Here is an 18,461-nt window from a genome sequence, read left to right as displayed (position 1 = left end):
AATTACGCATTTTCTTGAAAAAGCTTGGAGGCAATTTTGGCAGAAGATAAACAAAGTGGAATTCCTCCTCCAGGATGAACACTTCCTCCAATCCAGTATAAGTTTTTAATAGCACTTCGGTAATTCGGGTGACGTAAAAATGCCGCAAAACGATTGTTGGAGGCATTTCCATAAAGAGCGCCACCTGAAGATGATGTCCGATCTTCTATTCTTCGAGGGTCTAAATAATCCTCAGCAACGATGTATGAGCTAATATCTTCTCCAAGGGCCCGACTTATTTTTTGAATCACTCTTTCACGAGTAAGTCGTATTAATTCATCCCAATTTTGGCCTTGATTTGCAGGAGCATTGATTAAAATAAACCAATTTTCTCCACCTGCAGGGGCATCTTCAGGAGCTACTTTACTGGAAATGTGGAGATAAACAGTTGGGTCGTCCGACAAAGTTTTGTCCGTAAATAGGGCTTTAAACTCTTCTTGGTAGCGTTCAGAAAAGAAAATGTTATGCACTCCAAGTTCATCCCATTGTTTATTCATTCCCCAATAAAAAATAATGCCAGAGCTGGATTTTTCTTGTTGCAACAACCTTTTAGGCTGAATTTGATCCGGAAGTAATTGTTGATAGGATGGTCGGATATCCATGTTACTCGCCAATATATCAAAGGAATATTTCCCTTTGGCAGTTTCTAGTCCAACCGCTTGCTTATTTTCACACAGTATCCGATTTACCTTTTCATTGAAATGAAATTGTACACCTAAATCTTGAGCCAGTTGATGCAAAGATTGAGTAATAGCAATCATGCCCCCTTGCGGGAAAAATGCCCCAATATTATATTCTAAATGAGGAATGATGGAAAGTGTAGCTGGTGTTTGATAGGGGTCTGAGCCATTGTATGTGGCATATCTGTCAAATAATTGAACAGTTTTTGGGTTTTTAAATCGGTTTTTATGGGCTTGATGCATGGTAGAAAACATGCCTAAGCGCGGAATGTTTAGATAGCCGTTCCAAGCCTTTTTACTGAACCATGTGCTCGTTTGATGTAAAGAATTTTCAAGGAAAAGTTCTGAAATGATTTGGTATTTTTCTTGTAAACCCAAGATGAAATCATGCACATTTTTTTCATTTTCGCCCAAAATCTTAGCGATTTCATGAGCTGTATCTGCGGAGTTTTCCAGCGTACACAGACGAGTCTGATCTTCCCAGAAATAGCGACAAACCTCAGGTAGTCGGGTATAATTAAAGTAGTCTCTTGGGTCATTATTGGCTAGTGTAAATAATTCATCCACCAAATGGGGAAGGGTAAAAAGAGAAGGGCCTGCGTCAAAGCGGAAGCCATTGATTTGAAATTCGGAAAGCTTACCCCCAGGGAAGGCATTAGCTTCAAAAACCTGAACTTGATGTCCTAAACAAGCCATGCGAATAGCAAAAGCCAATCCTCCAACGCCTGATCCAACAACCCCAACTTGTTTCATAGTCATGATATTTCTCAAATGGGTCTAACTTATTAAAAGGACAAAATGTTTAAAACGGATATTTTCCGTAATTTTGCACAAATTTTTTTAATCTGAGAATAAACTATGCTACGCACTCATACGAATGGCGAATTACGATTGGATCATGTAGGGCAAGAAGTTACCTTATGTGGTTGGATACAGCGAACAAGAGATAAAGGGGGAATGATTTGGGTTGATTTACGTGATCGCTATGGTATCACGCAGCTGATGTTAGAGGAGGGAAAATCCAGTCCAGAAGCATTAGCTATGGCACGTAATTTAGGAAGGGAGTTTGTGGTGGAGGCTAAAGGGGTGGTCGTAGAAAGATTAGCTAAAAATGATAAATTAGCCACAGGAGATATTGAGATTAAAGTGAGTGAAATCAAAGTGCTTAATCCAGCCAAATTACCTCCGTTTTTGATTGAGGATGAGACGGATGGTGGCGAAGATGTGCGCATGAAATACCGTTATTTGGATCTTCGTCGTACTCCTATTCGCGAAAGCTTACGTTTACGTCATACTGTGGCCAAAGAAGTGCGTCGCTATTTAGATGATGCAGATTTTATTGAAGTAGAAACTCCAGTTTTGATTAAATCTACTCCAGAAGGAGCTCGTGATTTTGTGGTGCCTTCTCGCATGAATCCAGGTGAGTTTTATGCGCTACCTCAATCCCCTCAAACCTTCAAGCAATTGTTGATGGTTTCTGGTTTTGACCGTTATTATCAATTGGTTAAGTGTTTTAGAGATGAGGATTTGCGTGCGGACAGACAACCTGAATTTACGCAGATCGACTGTGAAATGTCATTCGTAGAGCAAGAGGATATTTTAAATATGTTTGAGGGATTGATTCGTCATTTGTTTTTACAAGTGAAAGGATTGGATATTGGTGAAGTATCTCGAATGACTTATGCTGATGCGATGAAATATTATGGTTCTGATAAGCCTGATATTCGTTTTGATATGCATTTTGTGGAATTAAAAGGAGAAGAAAATGATCTTACCACGGGTAAGGATTTTCAAGTATTTGATTCGACATCGCATGTGATTGGTATTTGTGTGAAAGGCGCAGCTGAATATACCCGCAAGCAAGTTGATGAATTAACAGATTTTGTTCGTCGCCCACAAATTGGTGCCAAAGGATTAATCTATGTGCGTCATCAAGCAGATGGTTTGAAATCATCCGTTGATAAATTTTATGGAGAAGAGGACTTGAAAAAATGGTCTTCTGCCTTCCAATCTGAGCCAGGAGATTTGATGCTGATTTTAAGTGGTGAAGGAGATAAAGTGCGTAAGCAATTAAATGAATTGAGATTAGAAATGGGTACTCGCATGGGATTGCGTGATCCAAATAATTATAAAGTGCACTGGGTCGTTGATTTTCCTTTGTTGGAATTCAGCGAAGAAGAAAATCGCTGGTTTGCGATGCACCATCCTTTCACAAGTCCTAAGCCAGAAGATATCCCTTTAATGTTGGCTGGTGATTTGGGTAAAGTTAGAGCCAATGCTTATGACCTTGTGGTGAATGGCGTTGAAGTAGGAGGGGGATCTATTCGTATCTTCCAAAAAGAGCTTCAATCAACGATGTTTGAGGTTCTAGGGTTTACTGAGGAAGAAGCAAAGGCCCAATTCGGCTTTTTATTAGACGCCTTTGAATATGGTGCACCTCCTCATGGTGGATTAGCCTTTGGTTTTGACCGTTTATGCTCTTTATTTGGAGGTTCAGAATCGATACGCGATTACATTGCATTCCCTAAAAATAATGCAGGTAGGGATGTGATGATTGACTCACCCTCACCCCTGGCCCCTGCACAATTAAAGGAACTAAAAATTAAGACGGATTTATAATTCTTCGTCGAAATTAAAGGAGAACACAGAACTTTGCCATTCGTTGGGATCAATGTTCAAGATTTCTTTAATCTCTCCATGATGCATATCGAATACCCAGCCATGTAGGTATGGGTATTCGAATTTTTTCCATGCTTTTTGAATGATGGTGGTTTTTGCCAAATTGAGCACTTGCTCTTTTACATTAAGCTCCACTAGGCGATCAAATTGATCCTTTTCACTAGGAAGGGCGTGAATTTCTTCGAAATTCTTTTCATAAACCTCCTTGATATTTCTAAGCCATTTATTGATTAAACCATAGTCTTTGTTGGTCATGGCAGCACGAACACCTCCGCAATTGTAATGCCCACAAACGATGACATGTTTTACTTGTAATACCTCCACAGCGTACTGTAAAACGGAAAGTAAATTCATATCTGTATGTACCACCATATTGGCCACATTTCGGTGCACAAATATATCACCCGGATTTGCATGGGTTATTTCTTCTGCTGGTACTCGACTATCGGCACAGCCAATCCAAAGAAATAGAGGCTTTTGGTCTTTGGAAAGATCATCAAAATAGTGTTCATCTACCGCTAATTTTTCCGAGGCCCAGGCTTTATTACTTAATAGTAGTTTTTTATATTCTTTCATGTTTATTTCTTTTTGATTTCGGCTTCAATGCCTCTTTCGTGAGCGGTATTAATAAATTCTTGAATCAATAATTGAATATCATGGTCCATAAAATGCACTTTCGTCGTGTCAATATATACTTCCGAACCGGAAGGGATTTTACGGAAAGTTTCTTTTAAAGCCATTTTATGTAAAAAGGTTACGTCTTTTTGGAATTTAATCAAAATTTCATTTTGACTACTAAACACGGAAAATACGGAAGAGTAATTGGTGACAATTACAAAGCCAATCCCTACAATGGTTCCAATAAAGATACCCCACAATAAATCAACCATAACGACCACTATGATAGTAATTAAAAATGGAATCCACTGTTTCCAGCCTTCAGAAATCACTTTTTGGAATTGACTTGGGTGGGCAAGTTTATAACCAGTGTACAACAAAATGCTCGCTAAGCATGCCAAGGGTATTTTATTTAAATATTGGGGCAATAATAAGACAGCCAAGAGTAAGAGTATGCCATGAAAGAAACCTGACATTTTACTTTTTCCTCCTGCATAAACATTGGTAGAAGATCGAACAATCACAGATGTGATGGGTAGACCTCCTAAAAATCCAGAAAAAATGTTTCCTACTCCTTGAGCCACAAGTTCACGATCTGCAGATGATATTCTCTTTGCTGGATCCAATGAATCGGTAGCTTCTAATGATAATAAAGATTCTAAGCTAGCCACTAATGCTAAAGTGATGGCTAGGCTGTATACTTTAGGATTACTAATAATCGACCAATCTGGAAATGCCATTGCCTGCCCGATTTCGGCAATATTAGAAAATATAGGTAAGCCTACCATGTGGTCTTTGGAATTACCTAAATACCAATGAGGCATCCAAATGCTGTAGGCAGCATTGACAAGAACGCCTAAAATTACGACGAATAAGGAAGCAGGTAATTGGCTAAATAGGGGGATTTTTTTACTGAGTGGTGTCCAGGAAAACAGTAAGATTAATCCTCCAAGGGCTATAATTAATGCCCCTGGATTAATGGATAATAAAGAACCTATTAATTCACTAAAGGTATTTTGACCATCGGAACTTTGGTTGAATTCGAACTCCCCAATGAAATCCAAATCATCTCCAATGGCATGCGGTATTTGTTTTAAAATGATGACAATTCCTATGGCCACCAGCATTCCGCGAATAACTGAAGAAGGGAAAAAACTTCCCAATTTGCCCATTTTGCCAAGGCCCAGAATAACCTGGATAATGCCAGCTAAGATAACAACAACTAAAAAACCGGCAAAAGAACCAATGTCTGTAATGGCATTTGCCACTATAATGGTTAGACCTGCCGCAGGCCCACTAACAGATAATTGAGAGCCAGATGTCCATGAAACAATGGTTCCGCCAATGATACCAGCAATTAAACCGGCAAGCAATGGTGCACCTGAGGCCAAAGCAATACCTAGGCATAGAGGTAGAGCGACCAGAAAGACCGCAATTCCGGATTTCCAATCCCCTTGAGCGAAGGATTGAAGATAATTTTTGAATGACATATACGTGTGGTTTGATTAAAATCTACAATAATTGGAAATGGAGATTAACCACGCATATCGGGAGGAGGGGAAAAGGTTTGTAAATGAGGATATGTCAACCGAAATGGTTGAAAAACATGAGCTTCCAGAATGGACTCTGAGTAAAATAAGAATTTTAAATCTTCATGCTTGGTGAATATCGATATGTTATGTTGTGAGTTGCCCTCTTCCTCTTCTTCCTCCTCCTCGCAAAGCTCAACCCAAGGGGCCATGAACATTTTTGATTCTAAATTATCTGTTTTGATTGTGGTTTTAGATACAGGTATAGTCGACGCAGCCGTGATGGAATTAAGCTGCGAATACACCGTAGCTACCATCAGGAAGGCAAAGGCCAATAAAGTAAAACCTAGCTGTTTCATTAGTCGAATTTCTGGGTACTTTGAAAGATAATTTTAGCTTGATTATCTCTCTCTTGCACTAGAACCGGCGTAAAGTTATCAAATTTATCCTTTCCATAACGCCATTCTTTTTTTAATCTACCTCCACTTCCTTTTTCATGGTATTCTCTCCATCGCCCTACCTTGACGCTGTCGTCTAGCTTGCCTTCTTCTTTGAGGAGGCCATTGGGATAAAAAGATAAAAATTGCCCAACTACTTTACCGTATACTTTAGGGATAACCTCTTTTATCTTTTTTTGTTCTTTATCGTAATAAGAAATAAGGGATTCGGCAGGAAATCCTTTTTTAAAATATAGCTTGTTTTCTAGTTCAAACTCCTGACCATAATTTTCCCATCGCCCATCTTTAACGCCCATGTAAAAATGGCCTTCTTCTACTAAGTTTTCATGTACAAACTTACGATACGGCCCATGACAAATTTGGGCATTTTTACTATCCTTAATGGGAGAATTTACTACTCTCGATTGAGCTGGATCGTACCACCAAATTTCTTGACTATAAGGACTTAAGGCTTCGTCTTCTACGTATTTTACGACATTTAACTCCTCTACTGTAGCTCGGTTGCCACTTCCATAAGAGCCTATTCGGCGTTCCGTTTTGACACCTAAATATTCATCTTTAATCTCTACCTTTTTCTTTTTGGAGTTGTTTTTCGATTTTGAACCTATGTTCTCTATTCCCAATTCAGATAAAATGGCCTTGCTTTCTTTTTTCCAATTGGCGCTTTCATCTTTGGTTTTACCTACCAATTCGGAGATACTTTGTGCCCTTCCTTTACTTTTTTGGCTAGTATCAATAGCCGGCTTTTTATTCGTTTGCAAGGCATTATTTTGCCCATGACTAGGAAGAAATCCAAGCAATAAAAAACTTAAACCTAAAATGTAGCCAGATTTAATCATGTAAAATGGAACGATAGCACAGCAAAATTATTTCGCAAATTAAGAATTTAAATAATTAGAACCTGCTTTTATGTATTTTTGCACTCTTATAAACTCGTTTTATTTAAATATTGATTGAATTGGAAAAAGTAGCAAAAATATTCGTTGCGGGACATCGTGGCATGGTAGGTTCTGCCATTGTCCGTCAACTTAGTTTAGAGGGATATACAAATTTAGTACTACGTACATCTGCTGAATTAGACTTACGGAATCAAGCAGCCGTAAATGATTTTTTTGCTCAAGAAAAACCTGATTATGTTTTTTTGGCTGCCGCAAAAGTAGGAGGGATTGTAGCAAATAATACCTATCGTGCGGATTTTCTCTATGAGAATTTAGCGATTCAAAATCATGTGATTCATGCTTCTTTTATAAATAAGGTGAAGAAGTTAATGTTTTTGGGATCATCTTGTATCTATCCCAAAATGGCTCCTCAACCTCTGAAAGAATCCTATTTGTTGAGTGGTTTTTTAGAGCCAACCAACGAGCCTTATGCTATTGCTAAAATAGCAGGAATTAAGATGTGTGAGGCCTACCGCGCACAATACGGCTGTCAATTTATCTCTGTTATGCCCACCAATTTGTATGGTATTAATGATAATTATGACTTAGAAAATTCACACGTCCTACCAGCCATGATTCGGAAATTTCATGAGGCAAAGGAACGTGGTGATTCCTCCATTACCCTTTGGGGAACAGGTTCGCCTCAACGCGAATTTTTGTATGCAGATGACCTAGCCAAGGCATGTTTATATCTCATGGAAAATTATAATGAGTCGGAATTTATCAATATTGGAACGGGTGAAGATGTTCGTATTTTGGAATTAGCCGAGATGGTTAAAAAAATTACGGGCTTTGAAGGAAGCATTCACTGGGATACTTCTAGACCTGATGGAACCCCAAGAAAGCTCATGGATGTTTCCAAATTGCATGAGTTAGGATGGAAGCACGAAGTGGAACTGATGGACGGAATTCAACTCGCTTATCAAGATTTTTTACAAAACCCCAAAGGAAGGAAATAGGAAGGATGCAAGTGAAGGAGTGGTTTAGTACCTGGTTTGATTCCCCATATTATCATATTTTATACGCCCAGCGTGATGAGGTGGAGGCTGCGGCTTTTATTAGATCTTTGCAATCTAAGCTAAAGCTTCATCCTGGAGCTCAAGTTCTAGATGTGGCCTGTGGTAAAGGTCGACATGCCATTACCTTGCATGATTTAGGATTGCATGTCAAAGCTTTTGACCTTTCCCCCTCCAATATTGAGCAAGCTCAAGCTTTTGCTACTGACAACCTCTCATTTTTTGTTCATGACGTAAGAAATGCCTTATCTCCTGAATTCCATTTTGACGCGATCTTTAATTTCTTTACCAGTTTTGGTTATTTTGATTCACAAGCAGAAAATCAGCAGGCCTTCCAAGTATTGAGCGATGTGCTGAAAAAAGAGGGCGTTTTTGTTTTGGATTTTTTTAACCCAAGTTATGTTATTGCTCACTTGATAGAAGAGGAAAGTTTAGTTAGAGGGGGAATTCATTTTAAGATTAAGCGCTGGGAATCAGAAGGGTATTTGTATAAGTCAATCGATTTTGAAGATCAAGGAGAGTGCTTTCATTTTGAAGAGCGGGTTGAGCTGATATCCAAAAATGCTTTTATAGCCTATGCGGCCCAAGCTGGATTACATTTGGTGGATTTGCTTGGAGATTATAAATTAGGTTCTTTTGATGAAAAGAACTCTAGTCGTATGATATTCGTCTGGGTCAAAAAATAAAACCCATGGATTTTTTTAACGCATTGTGGACTTCAGAATTGCCTGATGGGCGTTTTGAAACCAGCATTCAGTCTATTCCTTTTGATACTCTTCCTTCGGATAGAGTATTGATTCAAGTTATTTATTCCTCACTCAATTACAAAGATGCCTTGTCCGCCAATGGACATAAAGGGATTACCCGTGATTTTCCACATATTCCAGGAATAGATGCGGTTGGTAAAGTTATGTTTGATCCTAGTCAAACCTTTGCTGTAGGACAAGAGGTAATCGTTACGGGTTTTGATTTGGGTATGAATACTCACGGAGGATTAGCTGAATTTATCGCAGTGCCTGCCAATTGGATCATTCAACTCCCCCATGGGATGTCAGCTCTTCAAGCCATGCAATGGGGTACAGCAGGCCTAACAGCAGGGATGGCTTTGTCTGCACTTTGGCATCAAGGCCTTCGGCCCCAACAAGGAGAAATTGTGGTAACAGGGGCAACAGGAGGAGTGGGTATGATTTCCATTTTATTACTCAAACATTTGGGTTTTCAATTAGCAGCCATTACTGGGAAAATGGATCAATATGAGTTTTTAAAGCAAATAGGGGTAGATAGAATTATTGATCGTGAAGAATTTCTATCTGAAAAACCTCGCGCCTTGTATGCCATGCAATTTGCTGGAGCCATAGATGTGGTAGGAGGGGAAGTGTTAACTAAGATCATTAAAAGTTTACATTTTGGAGGATCGGTAGCTGCTTGTGGAATGGCTTCTAGTGTAGACTTACCTTTGCAGATTTATCCATTTATCTTACGAGGAGCCAATTTATTGGGCATTTATTCAGCGGATTCCCCATTAGAAAAAAAGCAGGAAATTTGGGATAAATTAGCCCATGTTTGGAATATTCCATTGGATGCCATTTCACGCACCATAACATTGGCAGAAGCCCCTGCATTTTTGGCTAAAATTCGGGAAGGGAGCCATATTGGTCGGACAGTTGTTCAAATCAAACCCTAATATTTAATAAATTTCACGGGTGCTTGAGTCGGGTAATCGGCCATTCTTAATAAATAAGATCCTGAAGGAAGGATTCTAACATCTAGGCTAATACTATTACCTGAAATTGCCGACGAGTTAATGATTTTTTCTAGGACTTTTTTGCCTTGTAAATCCCAAATCTCAATATGGTACTCATCTGGTATAGCCTGATCTGGCAAACCTAATTGAATATATTCTTTGGTAGGGTTGGGAAACAAAGTTAATTGTTGGAATGGGTTTTCTTTTTTTGTGGCTAATATGACCACATTGATATAATCGGAAACAGCTAAACATCCATTTGCATCGGTTACCTTAACTTGATATGCTCCCGTTTGAACAGGAATATAGCTGGCTTGATTGGCACCTGATATTGCCGTAATGCCGAAATACCATTGGTAGACACTTGCATTGGCGGGTGCTTGTAATATTCCAGAACTATAGGTGACTGCTGGCGTAGGTACAGTACCTACATTTATGTTTAAAGCCTGGGTGGTGACAGGACATGATCCGCCATAACTTGCCACCATTTCAAATTTGCCTTTTGTCGTAGCTTTATAAGTTAAGCTCGTAGCTCCTGTAATCGCTTTCCCATTTAGATACCATTGAATGAGGGTATTGTCGGACGCTTTACCTTGGATGGATACACTTGCACCTTGACAAACAGTCAAATCACCAAATGGGTTAATGGATGCGGTGGGGGCATCTTTAACACTTACAACTACGGCTGCTCTAGGACTAGGACATCCCAAAGATTTGAATTTCATGTCATAGAAATAATAATATCCTGAAGTGATAACCCCGCCATTAAATAATGCCCCGGGAATATTCAGAATATTAGGGATGGTATATGGGAATCCAATGTTTGTAGCCGCATTTATTGTATCTGACTTAGTTCGATTGCTTCGATAAATGGAAGCACCATCTAGACAGGTTTGACTTAAATAATACGTGCCTGCATCCGGAATCTGAAGGTTAAGTGTGATTACCATACCCGAATCATTTTTATCATCTACTAATTGTCCTGTTAATCCTGCACTACTTAATGTTCTGGTAGCTTTGACGGTTTTTGTAACTGTAGAAACCACATTGCCAGTTTCTTTATTGATGACATCAAACGTGATTTTACCTGATGTACCTACATAAATCCGGGCACTTTCTAAAATAATTGGCACTTTAGCTTCTACGATAACCGTAGGGCCAAAAGTGGTATAATAAGTACCTCCGCCAAATTCTGATTTTGTTTTAGGGCCAATTCCTCCACTGAAATCATTATATGAAGCGGTGTATTTACTGTTGATGGGCACTTTGATGTTTAATCCAGAACCTACCAAAGTGTTATCACTATTGTACCAAAGTGGAGTTCCAGAAGTAGCAGACAATGTCAATTCGCTTAAACCAACGCATTGTATTCCACTTACGATAGGAGCGCGCGGGTTTTCAATAGTTTCATTAATAACATAGCTGTTATTCCCAGTATTTTGATCGTTAGCTAGTGAAGTAAGTAATTCAAAAGTATAAGTTTGTCCAGCTTGTAAATTGAAGTTTCCGGTAATAGTTTCTTCCGCTTCTTTACCAGACAAAATTTCGGCAATAGTTCCTGACGAACTACCTACTTGTACACCATTTTGTAGAATTTTTAATTCGTAAGGTACTTTGACTTGGTCTTTCAATCCTTGATTTTTCACGACTATAGAAAAACTGCTGCTAGTAGATGATGCGCAAAAATTACCCGTAGAAGAAGTAATTGATAACGCACTGATGTCGTTGGAGGCATTGGCAGTTTGAATGACATATTCTTCAATTTCTCCGCTACCAATATTTCCACATGCAGCCGCTAATGTGGCGCTGTTTCCTAATTCCGTAACTACTCTCATTCGGTAATATTGGCCCGTTTCAGTTGCTGGAAAATTACTAGCATTTCCAGAAAATGAAGTCGCTGTAAGGATTCCACTGTTCAAAATCATTTCGTCACTATCCTCAAAGTCACCATCTTGGTTCCAATCGACAAACACTTTGGTTTGTTTGGATTGAGCCGTACTGTATTTTAATTCTATAGGGATTTTTGATCCAATTTCAACAGGGATAGCATTTTGAGTGAAATCTTGACTAGTCGAAACGCTGTTACTATATGTTCCCAAGGTGAATTTTTCTAAGGCATTACTTTTATTTTGTGCTGTTATGGAGCAATAAGCTTTGCCTCCCATACCAGAAATTAAAAGTGCATAATCTTGTTTGGAGTTCTTTAATGTCCCTTTGTGAGATACGGTTAAGCTGTAAGACTTCCCTGGTACCACATTGCTGACCAAAATTTGTTCTATATTATCACGGATATTATCACCGGCCACTGCAGCTTTGGTGGGATTATCTGGATCTAAAATAAAAGGTAATAACTGACCATCTGCCGACTGCAAACGAATATCCAAATCATTCATTAACATGGGTATACGTGAGTTAAGGCTTGAAGGGATAATGGGTAACACTTTTCCATTACTACCTTCATAGGCCGGATCTGTCCAAGCAATAGTGACATGAAGTGGACCTTTACCAGAAGCGATCAAATCCATTTTTTTGCTAGCTCCATTGGTCAGAGACTCTTCAGTAATCAGATAGGATTTATCCTGATTTTGAAGCATTTTCCCAGCTTTTTCCATATCCAATAATCCCCAACCACTGGTGTAGTCAGGCCCTGCTTGTCCCACATCAAAAGCGGTATGAGTAACTAAACCTCTCAATGTAGAAGCCCACATGAATTTTTTATTCAATTGTAAGGAGAGTTGTTGTAATAAAAATAAAGAACCTGATACCTGAGGAGTGGCCATGGATGTGCCACTCATTCGCTCATAGTCTGTATTGCTCAAATATCCCGTGGAAAATAAATCTTTTCCTATGCCAATGATTTCAGGTTTTATTCTTCCGTCATCTGTAGGGCCACGGCTCGAAAAGCTGGTAACGGTCACATCACTTGGCTTGACAGGAGATGAAGTAAGCGGTTCTGCGGCTCCAACGGAAAGCATATTTTTTGCAGTAGCAGGGCTACCTACTGTATTAAAACCCGTATTGGTACCTCTTACTACATTGGAAGAATCTTTGGAATTACCAATCAGATAATATTGACCCGCCGGAGGTCCATTTTCATCAGCACTATTTCCTGTGGCTGCCACCATCAAGTAATATGGAGAATTATAAGCAATTTTATCTTTGGCTTGTGCATCGTCATCATAAAATCCAAATACGTAATCTTCTGTTACGCTCATTTTATCATCACCAAACCAACGATATTTGTTCACGTCTTCATCATAACTCCATCCCGCAACAGCACCATAGGAATGGTTACTGATGAGAAGGTTGGGTGAGGCCGCACTGATTTTAGCATCATCATTTTGGAAGTCCCACGACTTCAATGTTGCTTCAAAAGCCATTCCTCGAGCCTCCGGATTAAATATTCCAGAGGCAATCATAGTGCCACCCACGTGAGTAGAGTGTTCTCCAAAAGTTATGGACTTTTCTTGAGCCAAGACCCTTCCAGTCAATTCCTGATGGCTGGTTCGAACGGTTTGCTCATCCCATACTGCCAATTTGCCATACAAGCTATCAGATTTCCCTGTTAAATTGAGACCAAGAGAACCTCCAGAATAAAATTGATTGGTTTTTGTGGCAACGGAAGCCATTTTATTCGAGAATACTCCTTTGTAAATAGGTTTTCCATTAGGATTGATACTTTGGAGATAAATGGACCTTTTACCTATTTTTGCCGAGGAGGCAATCCCTTTTTCAGCTGCAAGCTGTTGTACTTTAAGGTATAAACTATCTTTTTGAGAACTATATTGGTTAGCAAAATTAAGGATTGCTTTTCTTCTCTCTAACGGATATAATTCACCTTGTCCAAAACTCCAAAGAGATGCACAAATCCAGAGTATGATGGTAGAAAAGAAAGATAATAAAGGTTTCGTTCTCAAATTGTTAGCGGATAAGAACTTCTAAAATACTATAATTTATTTGATTTGCACTCGAAAGGTTTTTCTATGTAAATAACATGGTCCGTGGGCAAGTATCGCTTTCCTATGGTGAATGGTTGGATAACCGGCATTACTCTCCCAACCATACTCAGGATATTCCAGGGCCATTTTTTCCATTAATTCATCTCGATAAGTTTTTGCCAAAATGGAAGCGGCAGCAATTGAGAAGTACTTAGAATCACCCTTTACAATGCAGGTATGAGGTATTAATGGGTAGCTAATAAAACGATTTCCGTCGACCAAAAGATGGTCTGGACGATGTTTTAACTGATCGACAGCTTGATGCATGGCCAAAACACTAGCCTTATATATATTTATTTTGTCAATGGTAGGTGCATCTACTTCTGCCACAGCAAAGTCAATGGCATCACGTTCCACTTCCTTTTTAAGTTGAAGTCTTTGTTTGGCATTTAACTGCTTGGAATCAGTTAAAAAGGGATGGTGAAAATCCAGGGGTAAAATAACAGCAGCAGCAACAACTGGACCAGCTAAGCATCCACGACCGGCCTCATCAAGACCTGCTTCATAACCTACATTTGAAAAATAGGGAAGAAGTGTCGACATTTGTATTCTAAATTAAAATTGTGTTCATTTTCATCGCTCTAATGTCTACAAAATTGATGAATAATTCTCTAAGCTATCTCATGCGCTCAAAAATTTATCTTGTATCAATCTTGTTTTTGACATTGACTCACCTAATTTCGGCACAGGTGGATAAACCAAAAAAAATATTTCATTTGGCCATGAAATCTGTGCGGTTTAATGGAGATGGCTCCAATGGAGAAGCCTATTTGTTTAAACCTTCTATCGAAGTGGGTTTCGGCTTACAATTTCCAATCAATAAACATTGGAGCTTCAATCCTGAAATAAATTTGGCACAACGAGGACATCACGGTAAAGCCACATACACAGATTCTACCTATACAGAAAGAACTATTACCTTAAACTACTTAGACCTGAACCCAAATTTTGAATTAACCTTAGGGAAAGTGTCTGAGTTTTCGAGCAATATATCCATTTGGGGCGGACCATATTTTGGAGTAGGTCTTTGGGATAATACTTTAGTCGAAAATCGCATTATCAATCCCAATAAACCGAATAGTTACATGACTATTACCAATTCCAGCGAAAGCTTTTCAAGCGACTTTCGCCGAATTGATGCAGGGTTAAAATTTGGTATAGGTATTGTAGCTAAGCGTTTTGTAGCCGCAGGTTTTACCTATCAAACAGGTTTTGTCAACATTACTGCAGCTCCAGTAAAAACCTATAACCAGTCTTTGGGATTTTATTTTAGGGTCTTTTTCGACGATATGTTTTAATTACGGTCGAAAAGCAGACGTTTGCCTAAAAGACTTTCATTAAAATTTCCGTTTGAATAAGCTAAATGTCCGGATACAAATGTTTGAGCTATGCTAGCTCCAAATGTATGTCCCTCCATTGGTGACCATTGGCATTGGTATTGAAGGTTAGATTTTTCGACTTTTTGAGGTTTGTTGAAATCAACAATAGCCAAATCTGCCCAATAGCCCTCTCTGATATATCCTCTATCTTGAATTTGGAAAATATCGGCTACCGTATGAGCGGTCTTTTCAGCAATTTGAGCCAGCGAAAGTACACCTTCTTTTTCTAAGTCAAACAACATCAGCAAAGGGTGTTGGACCAAAGGTAAACCAGATGGGGATTTCCAATAACCTTGTTGCTTTTCTTCCCAAGTGTGTGGGGCATGATCTGTAGCGATGATGTCCAAACTACCTGTTTGTAATGCTTTTCTAAGGGCGTTTTTATGTCTAGAATCTTTGATAGCTGGATTACATTTAATCTGATTACCCAATAATTCATAGTCCGATGCATCAAACCAAAGATGATGTACACATACCTCAGAAGTAATGCGTTTTTCTTTAGAAGCTTTATCTGTTTCAAACAAAGCTAATTCTTCTTCAGTGGAGATATGGAGAATATGTAATCGCGTATTCCATTTTTTGGCTAAATCGATGGCCATGGATGAAGATAAGTAACAAGCCTCTTCATTTCTAATTAAAGGATGAATAAAGGCTGGAGCATCTTCAGGATATTTTTCACGGAATAATTGAGTTCTTGCCTTAACGGTAGCCTCATCTTCACAATGTGTAGCAATCAATAATTCACTCTTAGAAAATATATTTTCCAAGGTGGTTCTATTATCGACCAACATGTTGCCCGTTGAAGAACCCATAAATATTTTTATTCCACAAACATCTTGTTTGTTGGTTTTCAAAACCTCTTCCAAATTGTCATTCCCCGCTCCCATGAAAAAGGAATAATTGGCTAAAGATGAACGTTGTGCAATGGCATATTTATCAGCTAAAATCTCTTGAGATAAAGCATTGGGGACAGTATTGGGCATCTCCATGAAACTGGTAACTCCCCCAGCAACAGCAGCCCTTGCCTCACTCGCAATATGTGCTTTATGTGTTAAACCAGGCTCTCTAAAATGCACTTGATCATCGATCATTCCGGGAAAAACATGTTTGCCAGATAGGTCGATGATTTCTTCATTTCCTTGTGGACTAATGGAACTTGCAATTTTGTCAATTCGGCCTTTTGAAATGCGTATATCTCCTTCTACAATCTGACCTTCATTGACTATTTTAGCATTTTTTAATAGGTAATTCGACATATTACTCCGCTTTAATTTCTGTGATTTTAAATTCTGTTCTTCTGTTTTGTTGATGCATTTCTTCGCTACATTCAACCCCGTCAGCACATTCATTGACTAATTGACTTTCTCCGTAACCCTTAGCCCTAATTCTTTTTTGATCTATACCTCTCTGAACGATGTAGCGCACAGCTGACTCGGCTCTTCTTTGGGATAGTTTCTGGTTATATGGCACACTACCACGTGAATCAGTATGTGAACCTAATTCGATAGAAACATTGGTATTATCTCGTAAGAATTGAACAATTTTCTCTAATTCCTCTGAAGCATCATTTCTGATTTCTGAACGGTCTAAATTGTAATAAATAGGGTTGATTTGATACAATTGAGTAATCTCTTTCCCAACCTCGGCTTTGTCCATGACTATTTGCCAAACAAAAGTGGTATCTGTAAGTTCCTTTTTCAATAATCTTGCTGGGATTTCTCTTCCTTCCATGGAGAAAGTAGATCGCTTCGTTAAATATTCTTCTTTTTCACACACAAAATCGATTTGGTCATTTTCGCTTAAATCCATTATTTCTAAACGACCTTTCTTATTGCTATATCCAGGATCGATGCTTTGTCCATTCCTTCGCATACTAACCTTAACTGAATCTATTGGTTTACCCGTCGGGTCTACTATTTCTGTTTGTAAGAAGTATTGAACAATCTTATTGTCGGTGGCTGCGACCACTGGAGGTGCCTCATTGGTCCACCATCTTTCTGGATTAGCCGTTGGAGACTTGAAATAATAAATATCATCATCTCCTTTTCCTCCAGCTCGATTAGAACTAAAATAGCCTGAGACAGAATCTACTAAACTAATACCAAAATCATCGGAAATAGAATTCATAGGAACCCCCAAATGCTCAATGATGATGTCATTCTCATTGCGCGAGGCAACAAATAAATCAAGCCCACCTAAGCTAGGATGTCCATCCGACGAAAAGTATAATTTACCATCTTCACTGACAAATGGGAAAATTTCATCGCCAGGTGTATTAATGGCCGAACCTAAATTAATGGGTCTTCCAAATCTGCCTGAGTTATCCATTGGCGAGCGATAAATATCCAATCCGCCTTTTCCCCCTCGTCTATTGGAACTAAAATACAGGGTTTTGCCATCGGATGAAAATGCAGGGCTTCCATCCCAAGCAATAGAATCAGAAATAGCCAATCTTTCAGGTACAGACCAATCATTTCCATTTCTACGACTGATATAAAGGTCGACGTCCGGAGATAAATCCTTGTTTTTACCCGTATTACCTCGAGCAAAAACGACGGTATTACCATCTTTGGAAAAGGCAGGAGTTCCCTCATTGGCGTTTTCCTTATCAATCATCGGACTAAATAAATTCAGAGAACCAATTTCCACCGGACTTTTTATGGATGCCTTATACAATCCTAAATAAGGAAGTCCATTGTTTTTATAAATACTTTGTTTTCTAGAACTAGTAATAATCAACTCATCCCCCAGTTTTCTAGCAGAAAACTCAGCCATGGATGTATTGCCTTGGACTGCCTGAACACCAACAGGGCTAGTTTTTTTCTGTAATTCACTTACTTGAGGTAGATTCTCTAATTCAATTTCTGCTTTAAGTTTAAAGGATTTACTCGGTTTGTTCTGAAGGAAATCAGTTAGGGCAGATTGGGCCAAAGCATAATTTCCTGTGGCTTTGGCAGCAAAAGCTAAATTGAATCGAATTGTATTGTCAGTATTCCCTTTAGCTAATGCAGTTTGATAATAAGGTAAAGCAGAAGAAATCCGATTGGACAATCGATAGGATTCTGCAATAAAATAGCTGGTTTGATCTAATTGGTAGCCTTTTTCAGCTAAAGGTTTTAATTGTTGGATGACCAGCTCATATTCCCCTTTATCAAATGAATTTAGTGATTTTTTAAGCTTAAATTCATCTCCTTGGCAAGCAACAAGACATAGCGCAAAACATATTCCCAAGAAGGAATGTACGATCAAGCGCAATGTTGACTTTGGTTTGGCGTATTTCATGGAGTATAAAAGAAATTCAAATGTAACAACCTAAGCTCATTTATTTCATGTACCTTTGTATAAATTTCGAAAATCGAAATAATTACAAGACAAAAGCGTCT

Annotated in this window: 14 protein-coding genes; 5 read left to right on the top strand and 9 right to left on the bottom strand. The window is 38.8% G+C overall.

Annotation, left to right across the window (positions count from 1 at the left end):
- Nucleotides 1–2: 2 nt before the first annotated feature.
- Nucleotides 3–1,478: a 1-hydroxycarotenoid 3,4-desaturase CrtD gene (gene crtD / locus G9H60_RS11240; protein ID WP_262900023.1), complete on the bottom strand. Its 1,476-nt coding sequence runs from the start codon at nt 1,476–1,478 to the stop codon at nt 3–5.
- A 99-nt stretch (nt 1,479–1,577) separates the two neighbouring features.
- Between crtD and aspS the strand changes: the two genes are divergently transcribed.
- On the top strand, nt 1,578–3,338 hold the full coding sequence (gene aspS, locus G9H60_RS11235; protein ID WP_223144151.1) for an aspartate--tRNA ligase: 1,761 nt from the start codon (nt 1,578–1,580) through the stop codon (nt 3,336–3,338).
- Here aspS and G9H60_RS11230 read toward each other — a convergent pair.
- From G9H60_RS11230 to G9H60_RS11215, 4 genes are read right to left on the bottom strand one after another with little or no spacing between them, the layout of a single operon-like run.
- Entirely contained in the window at nt 3,333–3,974 is a 642-nt protein-coding gene (locus G9H60_RS11230) for a carbonic anhydrase (protein ID WP_223144150.1), read from the bottom strand. The two genes, aspS and G9H60_RS11230, sit on opposite strands and share 6 nt — an antisense overlap.
- A 2-nt stretch (nt 3,975–3,976) precedes the next feature.
- Nucleotides 3,977–5,506, bottom strand: a complete 1,530-nt coding sequence (locus G9H60_RS11225) for a SulP family inorganic anion transporter (protein ID WP_223144149.1) — start codon at nt 5,504–5,506, stop codon at nt 3,977–3,979.
- Between the two features lie 44 nt (nt 5,507–5,550).
- Complete coding sequence (locus G9H60_RS11220) at nt 5,551–5,904, bottom strand: hypothetical protein (protein WP_223144148.1); 354 nt, start codon at nt 5,902–5,904, stop codon at nt 5,551–5,553.
- On the bottom strand, nt 5,904–6,842 hold the full coding sequence (locus G9H60_RS11215; RefSeq protein ID WP_223144147.1) for a toxin-antitoxin system YwqK family antitoxin: 939 nt from the start codon (nt 6,840–6,842) through the stop codon (nt 5,904–5,906). The genes G9H60_RS11220 and G9H60_RS11215 overlap by 1 nt, the downstream gene beginning before the upstream one ends.
- Before the next feature lie 119 nt (nt 6,843–6,961).
- Here G9H60_RS11215 and fcl point away from each other — a divergent pair, with 119 nt between their 5' ends.
- From fcl to G9H60_RS11200, 3 genes are read left to right on the top strand one after another with little or no spacing between them, the layout of a single operon-like run.
- Nucleotides 6,962–7,900 carry a GDP-L-fucose synthase gene (gene fcl, locus G9H60_RS11210; protein ID WP_223144146.1) on the top strand — a complete coding sequence of 313 codons (939 nt, stop codon included), beginning with the start codon at nt 6,962–6,964 and terminating at the stop codon, nt 7,898–7,900.
- Nucleotides 7,901–7,905: 5 nt separating this feature from the next.
- Nucleotides 7,906–8,643, top strand: a complete 738-nt coding sequence (locus tag G9H60_RS11205) for a class I SAM-dependent methyltransferase (protein ID WP_223144145.1) — start codon at nt 7,906–7,908, stop codon at nt 8,641–8,643.
- 5 nt (nt 8,644–8,648) lie between these two features.
- A complete protein-coding gene (locus G9H60_RS11200) occupies nt 8,649–9,641 on the top strand; it encodes a YhdH/YhfP family quinone oxidoreductase (RefSeq protein ID WP_223144144.1) in 993 nt (330 codons plus the stop codon).
- Here the strand turns inward: G9H60_RS11200 and G9H60_RS11195 are convergent.
- Nucleotides 9,638–13,618 (bottom strand): S8 family serine peptidase, encoded by a 3,981-nt coding sequence (locus G9H60_RS11195; protein ID WP_223144143.1) that lies wholly within the window; start codon nt 13,616–13,618, stop codon nt 9,638–9,640. The two genes, G9H60_RS11200 and G9H60_RS11195, sit on opposite strands and share 4 nt — an antisense overlap.
- Nucleotides 13,619–13,654: 36 nt before the next feature.
- Entirely contained in the window at nt 13,655–14,242 is a 588-nt protein-coding gene (locus G9H60_RS11190; protein ID WP_223144142.1) for a ribonuclease HII, read from the bottom strand.
- 80 nt (nt 14,243–14,322) lie between these two features.
- On the opposite strand from G9H60_RS11190, the gene G9H60_RS11185 reads away from it, so the two are divergent.
- The gene (locus G9H60_RS11185) at nt 14,323–14,997 is read left to right on the top strand and encodes a porin family protein (protein ID WP_223144141.1); all 675 of its coding nucleotides are present in this window, start codon (nt 14,323–14,325) and stop codon (nt 14,995–14,997) included.
- On the opposite strand, the gene G9H60_RS11180 is transcribed toward G9H60_RS11185, so the two are convergent.
- Both G9H60_RS11180 and G9H60_RS11175 read right to left on the bottom strand, forming a co-directional pair.
- Nucleotides 14,994–16,334 (bottom strand): dihydroorotase, encoded by a 1,341-nt coding sequence (locus G9H60_RS11180; RefSeq protein WP_223144140.1) that lies wholly within the window; start codon nt 16,332–16,334, stop codon nt 14,994–14,996. The two genes, G9H60_RS11185 and G9H60_RS11180, sit on opposite strands and share 4 nt — an antisense overlap.
- A 1-nt stretch (nt 16,335) precedes the next feature.
- On the bottom strand, nt 16,336–18,360 hold the full coding sequence (locus tag G9H60_RS11175) for an OmpA family protein (RefSeq protein WP_223144139.1): 2,025 nt from the start codon (nt 18,358–18,360) through the stop codon (nt 16,336–16,338).
- Nucleotides 18,361–18,461 lie beyond the last annotated feature (101 nt).

This window comes from Aquirufa aurantiipilula (assembly GCF_019923745.1).
GTDB classification, from domain to species: domain Bacteria; phylum Bacteroidota; class Bacteroidia; order Cytophagales; family Spirosomataceae; genus Aquirufa; species Aquirufa aurantiipilula.
Note: the sequence above shows the minus strand (reverse complement) of the source record. Positions and strands in the feature narration are given on the sequence as shown.

Bases quoted from the DNA above. Each gene is read 5' to 3' on its own strand.
- G9H60_RS11180 (WP_223144140.1), bottom strand. From the start codon at position 16,334: ATGTCGAATTACCTATTAAAAAATGCTAAAATAGTCAATGAAGGTCAG.
- G9H60_RS11230 (WP_223144150.1), bottom strand. From the start codon at position 3,974: ATGAAAGAATATAAAAAACTACTATTAAGTAATAAAGCCTGGGCCTCG.
- G9H60_RS11185 (WP_223144141.1), top strand. From the start codon at position 14,323: ATGCGCTCAAAAATTTATCTTGTATCAATCTTGTTTTTGACATTGACT.
- G9H60_RS11215 (WP_223144147.1), bottom strand. From the start codon at position 6,842: ATGATTAAATCTGGCTACATTTTAGGTTTAAGTTTTTTATTGCTTGGA.
- G9H60_RS11205 (WP_223144145.1), top strand. From the start codon at position 7,906: ATGCAAGTGAAGGAGTGGTTTAGTACCTGGTTTGATTCCCCATATTAT.
- G9H60_RS11220 (WP_223144148.1), bottom strand. From the start codon at position 5,904: ATGAAACAGCTAGGTTTTACTTTATTGGCCTTTGCCTTCCTGATGGTA.
- G9H60_RS11225 (WP_223144149.1), bottom strand. From the start codon at position 5,506: ATGTCATTCAAAAATTATCTTCAATCCTTCGCTCAAGGGGATTGGAAA.
- G9H60_RS11200 (WP_223144144.1), top strand. From the start codon at position 8,649: ATGGATTTTTTTAACGCATTGTGGACTTCAGAATTGCCTGATGGGCGT.
- crtD (WP_262900023.1), bottom strand. From the start codon at position 1,478: ATGACTATGAAACAAGTTGGGGTTGTTGGATCAGGCGTTGGAGGATTG.
- G9H60_RS11175 (WP_223144139.1), bottom strand. From the start codon at position 18,360: ATGAAATACGCCAAACCAAAGTCAACATTGCGCTTGATCGTACATTCC.
- G9H60_RS11190 (WP_223144142.1), bottom strand. From the start codon at position 14,242: ATGTCGACACTTCTTCCCTATTTTTCAAATGTAGGTTATGAAGCAGGT.
- aspS (WP_223144151.1), top strand. From the start codon at position 1,578: ATGCTACGCACTCATACGAATGGCGAATTACGATTGGATCATGTAGGG.